Below are 9,168 nucleotides of genomic sequence, written 5' to 3' on the forward strand. Positions count from 1 at the left end.
GGTGACGGTCCCCGAGAACCTCTCCGACGAGGCGCGGGCGGCGTTGGAGAAGCTGGCCCTTGAGACCCCACCGGCTCCTCGGGAGAAACTGGGGCAGCGCCGGCTTGGACACGTCCAGGGCCAGTCCGGCGGCGTGCGGCAGCGCGTCGAGCACGGCGGCGAGGTGCCAGCCGGTCCCGGCCCCGGCGTCGACCACCAACTCCGGGCTCGGAACAGCCGTCCGTCCCGCCCCGGCCAACGCCTCCGCCATGAAGTCGTACCGCCCGGCGTGCAGAAACGCCTCCCGGGCGGCGACCATCTCCGCGGTGTCCCCCACGTGTGGAGCGCGACCGGCGGCCAGGTTCACGTACCCCTGCTTGGCGACGTCGAAGCTGTGCCCCCGGGGACAGCGCAGCGCCCGGTCGTCGTCCGCCGCGGCCAACGGCAGCGCGCAGACCGGACACCGCAGGTACGGGAGCAACTCCGGATTCATCGCCACGCCACGCCTTCCTTGCCCCGTCCCGCCCGATCTGTCGTGTCTCCCGCGCCCCGCGCCTTGCGCGGGCCGACGGCGCACTAGTGTCTGACCATGGTCGCAATCGCACTTGACGAGATCGTCAAGGCCCCGAAGGCGCTGCTCCATGACCACCTCGACGGCGGTCTGCGGCCCGCGACGATCGTCGAGCTCGCCGACGCGGTCGGGCATCCGCTGCCGAGCACCGACCCGGACGAGCTCGGTCGATGGTTCGTCGCGGCGGCCGACTCGGGTTCGCTGGAGCGCTACCTGGAAACGTTCGCGCACACGGTCGCCGTGATGCAGACCGAGGAAGCGCTCTACCGGGTGGCGGCGGAGTGCGCGCTCGACCTCGCGGCCGACGGCGTGGTCTACGCCGAGGTGCGGTACGCGCCGGAGCAGCACCTGGAGGGTGGTCTCACGCTCGAGCAGGTGGTCGAGGCGGTGCACGCCGGCTTCGCCGCGGGCGCCGCCGAGTCGGCGCGGACGGGTCGACCGATCCGGGTCGGCACGCTGCTCACCGCGATGCGCCACGCGGCCCGGTCGCAGGAGATCGCCGAGTTGTCGGTCCGCTACCGCGACGAAGGCGTGGTCGGCTTCGACATCGCGGGCGCGGAGGCCGGGTTCCCACCCACCCGCCACCTGGACGCCTTCGAATACCTGCAGCGGGAGAACTTCCACTTCACCATCCACGCCGGCGAGGCGTTCGGGCTGCCGTCGATCTGGCAGGCGATCCAGTGGTGCGGCGCCGACCGGCTCGGGCACGGGGTGCGCATCGTCGACGACATCACGCCGGGGGAGCAGGCGGTCCTCGGCCGGCTCGCGGCCTACGTACGGGACAAGCGGATTCCGCTGGAGCTCTGCCCGTCGTCCAACGTCCAGACCGGCGCCGCCCCCTCCATCGCGGAGCACCCGATCGGACTGCTGCGGGACCTGCGTTTCCGGGTCACGGTCAACACCGACAACCGGCTGATGAGCGGCACCTCGATGTCGCGGGAGATGGCGCTGCTGGTGGAGGCGTTCGGCTACGGCTGGGCGGAGCTGCAGTGGTTCACCATCAATGCGATGAAGAGCGCGTTCATCCCGTTCGAGGAGCGGCTCGCCATCATCAACGAGGTCATCAAGCCGGCGTACGCGAAGCTGCTGGCCTGAGCGCGGCTACCGTGCGCAGGGCTGCGCGGCCGCGAGCGAGCCGGCCCTGCGCACCACCTCGTTGCCGCGGGCCGGCCGGCAGCCCAGGGCGGTCTGCCGACGCAGCACGACCGGCTCCTCGCGCAGCAGGGTGAGGCCGCGCCGGATGAGCACCCGTGGTGGCTTGCGTCGCTCGACGAGGTCCCGCAGCAGCCGGCGGAGAAAGGTCGCCCCCCGGGGCCGGCGCAGCGCGTACGCGTCGATCAGCAGCCCTCGCTGCCGGCACTCCTGGACGATTTCGGCGGCAAATATGCCCTCGGCGATGAAAACTGGCGATCCGGCCAGAGAAAAGGTCCGAGTGGCTACCCGCCGGTCCGCACCGATCGCGTAAACCGGCACTTCCGCTTCGCCTTCCCGCACCAGTCGGTCGATCGTGTCGACCGCCGCGGCGGCGTCCCACGCCAGTGATGAGTCCCAATTCACCAGGCCGGCGGAGCGCGGGAGCGAGGGGTCGTCGCCATCCTTGTAGAAGTCGTCGAGAGACAGCACCGGTAGTCCGGTGCGGCGCGCTATGTACGACTTGCCGGACCCGGAAGGGCCGGCAAGCAGGATAACTCCGGCCACGCCTGTGCTCACTTTAGGTGACTCCGAATTGAACGCGTTGCAATCAAAGGCCATGAACATCCCATCACACTCTGAGTCACGGACAACCTGGGCTTTCTTCTTGCGTGGTGTCGTGATGGAATCTCGGAGGTCCGATCCGTCCGGGTCGGTCGATGGGCGGTGCCCTATATCTGTGGGTGCCGATACGGGAGGGCGGTGACGTGAGCAAGCGGCCAAAGACGGCGAACTCCTTCATGTCGCGTCTCCGCCGGCCAGTGGGCCGGCTTGGCGACCTGCCGATCTGGTCCAAGCTCGGTCTCATTATGGTCGTGCCGACGATCGCGACCGTCGTCGTGGGCACGAACGGGCTCGTCGGTCACCTCGACACCCTCGGCAACGCGGATCGCGCGAGCAGTCTGGCCGGCCTCTCGGCCGCCTCCGGTGACCTGGTGCACGACCTGCAGAACGAGCGGGCCGCGGCGGTGATGGTTCTCGGCGAGCAGGAGCCGAAGGCCAAGACGCGCTACCTCGACGCGTACAGCAAGCTGCACGCCGTGGTCGACAGCGCCAAGGTGCCGTACTCGCAGCGCCGCGCCGACATGCCCGAGGTGCCGCAGACCTTCGGCAACCTGCTCAACCGGATCGATCAGGGCCTGCAGGAGTTGCCCGGCATCCGCAGCCAGGTCGTCAACAGCGCCTCCAACGACGGCAAGCTCAAGCTCACCGAGGCCGCCCGGACCTACGAGATCCTCCTGAGCGATCTGCTCGACATGCGTGACTCGGCAGCCCAGCTCGCCGGCGACACCGCGATCAGCGAGCACATGCGCTCCTCGGCCGCGCTCGCCCAGGCCAAGGAATTCCTGTCGCGCGAGCGGGTCGTGGTGCTCCGGGCCTTCGCCCAGGGCGCCCTGACTCCGTCGCTGGGCAGTGACTACATCGGCACGCGCGCCGGCCAGGCTCAGGCGCGGCAGAGCTTCGAAGCGGCCGCGGTGCGGCAGGACTCCGAGTTCTACAACCAGACCGTGGCCGGTCCGGCCCTGCGTGAGGCCGACTCCTACGGCGGTTACGTCCGGAGCAAGATCAGCCAGAGCGAGAGCATGGCTGACGCCCCCTTCGACGCGGCCGGCTGGGACGCCGCGATGCTCGGCAACGCCAATCTGATCCGTACGGTGGAGCAGAAGATCGACCGCGACGTGGTCACCGAGGCGAGCGACCTGCGCAGCGGGGTGCAGCGGCAGGTGTTCCTCGAGACCGCGCTCCTGCTCACCATGCTGCTGCTGGCGATCCTCTTCGCCTACCTGGTCGCCCGTTCGATGGCCCGATCCCTGCGTGAGCTGCGGCACGGCGCGCTCGCCGTCGCGCAGTACGGCCTTCCGCAGGCCGTCGCTCGGCTGCGCGACCCGCAGCTCTCCAGCCAGCTCTCGCCGGTCCAGCTCGCCAACCAGATCGCCGAGCCGCTCCCGGTACGCAGCAAGGACGAGTTCGGTCAGGTGACCGAGGCGTTCAACGCGGTCCACCTCGAAGCCGTGCGCACCGCCGCCGAGCAGGCCGCGCTGCGGTCCTCCGTCGCGACGATGTTCGTCAACCTGGCCCGCCGTTCGCAGATCCTGGTCGACCGGCTCATCGGCCACCTCGACCGGCTCGAACGTGGCGAGGAAGACCCGGACCGGCTGGGCGAGCTCTTCCAGCTCGACCACCTGGCGACGCGGATGCGGCGCAACGACGAAAACCTGCTGGTTCTCGCCGGTGCCGACTCGACCCGTGTGCAACGCGAGCCGGCGGCCCTGATCGACGTGCTGCGGGCGGCCCAGTCCGAGGTCGAGCACTACACCCGGATCGAGTTCGGCGTCATCGACCGGGACATCGAGGTCGCCGCGCACGCCGTCAACGATCTGGTGCACCTCGTCGCGGAGCTGTTCGACAACGCGACCGCCTTCTCCCCGCCGGACTCCCACGTCATGGTCGAGGCGCGACGGATCGGCGACCGTGCGGTGCTCTACGTGGAGGACCGCGGGATCGGCATCAACGCCGACCAGCTGCACGACCTCAACGAGCGACTGGCCACGCCACCCCAGGTCGATGTCGCCGTCTCCCGGATGATGGGCCTGGTCGTGGTGGCCCGGCTGGGCTCCCGGCACGGAGTCAAGGTCGAGCTGCGACCCGCCGCCGACCGGGGCACCATCGCCGACGTCACGCTGCCCACCGCCGTGCTTGTGCCGCGGGCTCTCGCCGGCCGCACCCAGCCGGGCGGTTTCGTCGTGCCGGACTCCCCGGCGGCGCTGGAGCAGCCCCCCGCGGCTGCCCCGCTGGCGCTGGAGAGCGCGTCGCTCGCGCCCCGGCCGACTCAGCAGGAGGTCGCCCCGGCGGCTCAGCTGGGGCGTCCGTTCGATCCGGCGCTCAACGGCGGCGGGCTGGTCAAGCCGGCGGCCTCGGGGCGGACGATGCCGGCCTGGTCGGACCTGACCGGCGCGGCCAACGGGGCGGACACCTTCGCTCCGCGGGCGGCGAACGGCCAGCGGACCGATCCGCTGCCGCAGCGTCGGGGGAACGACCATTGGACGGTCGATGGCGAGGTGACGGGCAGCGGTCCAGCTGCCACCATCCCGCGGCAGATCCCGGCCACCCCTGAGTCGCAGTCAAATCCGCCGGTCTCCGCACCGCCGGTCTCCGCCGTTCCGGCATCGGCGGCTCCGGTGTCGGTGAGTCCGGTCTCGGTGGCTCCGGTCTCGGCGGCTCCGGTGTCGGTGGCTCCGGTGTCTGTCTCGCCGGTGTCGATCCCACCCGTGTCGGCCCCGCCGCTGCCGCCGGTCTCGGCGCCGCCGCTGCGGCCGGTCTCCACCCCGCCGGTATCGGCTCCCCCTCGGGCCGCCGCGCCGCCGGCATGGCCGCCGGTCGCCGCGCCCGAGCGGGAGACGGCGCCGCCGCCCGTGCCGGAGAATCTGGCCGCCGCGCTGGACATGACGACGGAACTGCCGCGCGTCAACCGTCCCACGGCGGACGCGACACCCACGGCGGCTCATCCGGTCGTGCCGGCGCCGCAGCCCCGGGTGCCGTTCGCGGACGAGACCATGGAGCTGCCGATCTTCCGGGAGCTCGAATCGGCCTGGTTCCGCACCCGCAAGCCCACCGCCGAGGAAACCCGGACAGCGACGACCCCGGCGGCAAAGTCCGCTGTGGCCGCCGCGACGGAGCAGCTCGCCACGATCAACACGGCCCGGAACGGCACCGCGACGAGTGCGGAGCCCACGAGCACGGAGCCGGCGGGCGTCGAGTCGGGCAGCGCCGCGGCGAACAGCCCGGCCGAGTCCGGCAGTTCGTCCGGTGGAACGGTTCCGGAGCCGGCGGATGTCGTCACGACGGCACGGAGCGTGGTCGGCAACGGCGCGGCTCGTCGCGCCGATCCGCCGCAGGGTGGATGGCAGACCGCCGCCGACGACGGCTGGCGGGCGGCGAGCGCCGCGGCCGAGGTGCCCGCAGCCGAGACCACAAATGCCGGTCTTCCGAAGCGGGTCCCCATGGCCCAGCTTGTTCCCGGAGGCGTGGACAAGTCGGCCAACTCGGTGCAGCGGCGGACGCCCGAGTCCGTGCGCGGGCTACTGTCCGCCTACCACCGCGGGGTGCAGCGCGGCCGCACCCAGCCCAAGGACGACCACTCGACCAACCCGGAGGCAACTCCGGATGGGCAGCAATCCTCGCAGGCTGGCAAGGAGCATGAAGCATGACAACTACGCAGGATCTCGGTTGGCTGCTCGCCAACTTCGCCGATCGCGTTCCCGGGGTCGCTCACGCGATCGCGGTGTCCGCGGACGGTCTGCTCCTCGCGTCGTCACGCGACCTTCCGCGGGACCGCGCCGACCAGCTTGCCGCGATCTCGTCGGGGCTGGTCAGCCTGACCCTGGGCGCGGCACGCTGCTTCGAGGGTGGGGCGGTGCTGCAGACGGTGGTCGAGATGGACAACGGATTCCTGTTCCTGATGTCCATCTCGGACGGTTCCTCGTTCGCGGTGCTCGCCGCCCGCAGTTGTGACGTGGGGCAGGTCGGCTACGAGATGGCGCTTCTCGTCGACCGGGTGGGCGACGCGCTCACACCGGCGCCCCGCACGGCGGCGGGGATGCTGGGCTGAGCGGGCCCTGGCTGGCGATGGCCAGCTCGGGCGGGATTACACCAGGTGGAAACAAGAAGCTCCAACGGGTTGAGCTTGCGGCAGGGTGCAGAGGGGGTGAGCGGCAAAAATGACCGAACGCGATGAACCGACAGGCGCACTCGTCAGGCCGTACGCCGTCACCCGTGGTCGGACCCGGCCGAGGCTGGAGATCGCTCTCGAAGCGCTCGTCGAGACGACGGTGCGCGGTCGGTCCGCCGGAGGCGGCAAGGGCGGCGGCGGCCGGGAGCACCAATACATTGCCGCGCTGTGTGATGGCCGGTTGCAGTCGCTCGCAGAAATCGCGGCGCGGTTGCAGCTTCCCCTCGGAGTGGCCCGGGTTCTCATCGCCGACATGGCCACAGAAGGCCTTGTCGCGGTGTACGAGCCGACTTCTTTGGAAGACACGAATGACGCGGTGGGCACTGAACTGCTGGAGAGGGTGCTGAGTGGACTTCGCAGGCTCTGACATGTCGCACCGCCCGATGGCCGGGCGCGTGACATCGGCGAAGATCGTCATCGCCGGTGGGTTCGGCGTCGGTAAAACGACGCTGGTCGGCTCGGTCTCGGAGATCACGCCGCTGACCACCGAGGCGATCATGACGTCGGCTGGCGTGGGCGTCGATGACACGCGACAGGTGCCGGGAAAGACGACCACCACGGTCGCGATGGACTTCGGTCGTATCTCGATCGACCGAGATCTGATCCTCTACCTGTTCGGCACCCCGGGCCAGACGCGTTTCTGGTTCATGTGGGACGAACTGGTGCGAGGCGCGATCGGCGCAGTGGTGCTCGTCGACACCCGACGACTGGCCGACTGCTTCGCCGCGATCGACTTCTTTGAACATCGTCGACTGCCCTACCTCGTGGCGATCAACTGCTTCGACGGTATGCAGTACCACGATCCGCAGGACGTGCGGGACGCGCTGGCGATCTCCAGCGACGTGCCGGTCGTGGCCTGCGACGCGCGTAACCGCGAGTCGACGAAGCACGTGCTGATTTCACTGGTGGAGTACGTGCTGACCATGCGGCGTTCGCGCGCCGTAACGCCAGCCTGACTGCCATCCCCATAGCCGGCGGTGCCCACACGTGAGCGCCGCCGGCTAGCTGTGTCTGCGGCCCGTCGCCCGGGTCGAACCGTGGCGCGGCTGTCACTTGCGGTCCCGGGACGCCTGCCTGCCCGTACGAGCTGGCCACAGCATGATGTCGACTGTCGGCCGTGGATGCCGTCGCGCCCGGTGGGGCGGCGCCGATGGGCGATGGCCTCGGCCGTCGGCCGTACGACACCTGGAGGCGCGCGCTCCGGCCGGCGCACGTCCTGGCCCCGCGCAACGGCCCCCGGTCCGCTGAAGCCCCCGGCGACGCGCTGTTGACGGGGCGCTGTGAGTCATGACCGGAACTCTGGCCGGCACGGAAAAAGCTACGGTCCGGCCGACGTCGTCGACCGGACCGTAGGGTGATCAGGATCAGGTGCGGTATCCGGCGGACCGGTATTCGAACTCCCGGCTCTCGTCGCGTCCGGTCTGGTCACGGCTGAAGTCCCAGCCGCCGGCCGACTCCCGACCGGGGCGGCCGCCGACCGCGTAACCGCCGATCGCCTGTCCGCGACGCCAGCCCCGAAAGTAGCCCGTGGTGTGCGCGGCGATGCTCGCCGCGTCGCGGATGATGCGCAGCGGCCGCTCGTCCCGGAGCGGCGAACCCGGCACGAGGTTGGCCTGGGGGACCCGCTTCGGCAGTCCGGCACGGGTTTCGGTGGCAACCGACGGCGTCGCCGCCTGCTCCGCGGCCCGCCAGCCGGTGTCGGCCGACGTGGCCCAGTCGACCTCGGCCTCTTCTTCCGGATGACCGACGAACCACGCCGACCGAGCGGCCGCGAAGATCAGCAGATCTCCGTCGCCCTCGTCCGGGATCGGCGGGGCCGCCGGCTCTTCGACGGTCGCCTGCCGGGACCGGGTCGATCGTCCACCGTCGAGTGCCTCGGCGTCCACCAGCCGGGAGCGGGCCGACCGTCCACCGTCGAGTGCCTCGGCGTCCACCAGCCGGGAGCGGGCCGACCGTCCACTCTCGAGCGCCTCGGCGTCCACCAGCCGCAGCGGTGGGGTGTCGAGATGCCCGGTCTCGCGCGGCGACACGTCGTCGCGCAGCGCGCGGTCGGCCAGCGGCGGCGGCTCGACGAGCCGCAGCGCCGGCGGCTCCTGGGGCAGGTCGTCGGCGAGCCACGGCGGCGTCACGCGATCGCTTACTGGGGTTTCCCCGGTGGCATCGAGAGCGGGGGCCGGCAGGTCGCGCAGCGGGTAAGGGTCGTCCTGCGCACTGCCGTTGGCGCGGTCGTCAGTGGACGCCACCAGTGGCCACCGGGAGCGGGAGCCGGGCGGCGCGGTGTCGGTGGCGGCGGTCGGCCGCGGGGTGGGCACCGGCACGGTCAGGTCCGTCGCGCCGAAACCCTGCGACGACGGCGCGGGATCACCCTTGGTGTTGGGGCGGGGCGTGATCGGCGTGGGGCGCTGACGTTCGGCCCGGGCGGTGTTGATCGCCGCGGTGGTCAGCGTCGCCCGGAACGGCTCGCCGGCGTCGGCGGGCGGCACGGTCGTGCGTTGGACCGGCAGGATCGGCATCATGCCCGGCGGCGGGGGCGGCGGCGCGGAGACCGGCCGGTTGGCCGCGGGCTCCTGCCGGTGTGTCGCGGGAGCCGGCGGCGCCGCGAGCGTCGACGGGCCCGAGATCGCGTAGGTTCAAGCCATGATGATCACGAAGTACAGCCACGCGTGCGTACGGCTCGAGCACGAGGGGCGTGTCCTCG

Annotated in this window: 7 protein-coding genes and 1 pseudogene; 5 read left to right on the forward strand and 3 right to left on the reverse strand. The window is 71.2% G+C overall.

Going from position 1 to position 9,168, the window contains the following annotated elements:
* On the reverse strand, positions 1 to 472 hold a 472-nt coding region (locus AB0J06_RS25950; RefSeq protein WP_357432255.1), incomplete at its 3' end, for a putative RNA methyltransferase.
* 96 nt (positions 473 to 568) lie between these two features.
* On the opposite strand from AB0J06_RS25950, the gene AB0J06_RS25955 reads away from it, so the two are divergent.
* Positions 569 to 1,645 (forward strand): adenosine deaminase, encoded by a 1,077-nt coding sequence (locus AB0J06_RS25955; protein WP_357432243.1) that lies wholly within the window; start codon positions 569 to 571, stop codon positions 1,643 to 1,645.
* A 6-nt stretch (positions 1,646 to 1,651) separates the two neighbouring features.
* Here the strand turns inward: AB0J06_RS25955 and AB0J06_RS25960 are convergent, their stop codons facing one another.
* Entirely contained in the window at positions 1,652 to 2,248 is a 597-nt protein-coding gene (locus tag AB0J06_RS25960) for an ATP-binding protein (RefSeq protein ID WP_357432245.1), read from the reverse strand.
* A gap of 200 nt (positions 2,249 to 2,448) precedes the next feature.
* Here AB0J06_RS25960 and AB0J06_RS25965 point away from each other — a divergent pair, with 200 nt between their 5' ends.
* The 4 genes from AB0J06_RS25965 (at position 2,449) to AB0J06_RS25980 (ending at position 7,426) form a co-directional block, all read left to right on the forward strand.
* Positions 2,449 to 5,949 carry a nitrate- and nitrite sensing domain-containing protein gene (locus tag AB0J06_RS25965; RefSeq protein WP_357432247.1) on the forward strand — a complete coding sequence of 1,167 codons (3,501 nt, stop codon included), beginning with the start codon at positions 2,449 to 2,451 and terminating at the stop codon, positions 5,947 to 5,949.
* On the forward strand, positions 5,946 to 6,350 hold the full coding sequence (locus AB0J06_RS25970; RefSeq protein WP_357432249.1) for a roadblock/LC7 domain-containing protein: 405 nt from the start codon (positions 5,946 to 5,948) through the stop codon (positions 6,348 to 6,350). The genes AB0J06_RS25965 and AB0J06_RS25970 overlap by 4 nt, the downstream gene beginning before the upstream one ends.
* Before the next feature lie 109 nt (positions 6,351 to 6,459).
* The gene (locus AB0J06_RS25975; protein ID WP_357432251.1) at positions 6,460 to 6,837 is read left to right on the forward strand and encodes a DUF742 domain-containing protein; all 378 of its coding nucleotides are present in this window, start codon (positions 6,460 to 6,462) and stop codon (positions 6,835 to 6,837) included.
* 1 nt (position 6,838) lies between these two features.
* The gene (locus AB0J06_RS25980; protein WP_357432253.1) at positions 6,839 to 7,426 is read left to right on the forward strand and encodes an ATP/GTP-binding protein; all 588 of its coding nucleotides are present in this window, start codon (positions 6,839 to 6,841) and stop codon (positions 7,424 to 7,426) included.
* 408 nt (positions 7,427 to 7,834) lie between these two features.
* Here AB0J06_RS25980 and AB0J06_RS25985 read toward each other — a convergent pair.
* Positions 7,835 to 9,025 (reverse strand): annotated as a pseudogene (locus AB0J06_RS25985) (transposase); the annotation flags it as partial.
* Between the last annotated feature and the right edge of the window lie 143 nt (positions 9,026 to 9,168).

The sequence above is a fragment of the Micromonospora sp. NPDC049679 genome (assembly GCF_040659735.1).
In the GTDB taxonomy this organism is placed as follows: domain Bacteria; phylum Actinomycetota; class Actinomycetes; order Mycobacteriales; family Micromonosporaceae; genus Micromonospora_I.

Excerpts from the sequence above, each read along its gene's own strand:
- AB0J06_RS25955 (WP_357432243.1), top strand. The coding sequence starts at position 569 with ATGGTCGCAATCGCACTTGACGAGATCGTCAAGGCCCCGAAGGCGCTG.
- AB0J06_RS25980 (WP_357432253.1), top strand. The coding sequence starts at position 6,839 with ATGTCGCACCGCCCGATGGCCGGGCGCGTGACATCGGCGAAGATCGTC.
- AB0J06_RS25970 (WP_357432249.1), top strand. The coding sequence starts at position 5,946 with ATGACAACTACGCAGGATCTCGGTTGGCTGCTCGCCAACTTCGCCGAT.
- AB0J06_RS25975 (WP_357432251.1), top strand. The coding sequence starts at position 6,460 with ATGACCGAACGCGATGAACCGACAGGCGCACTCGTCAGGCCGTACGCC.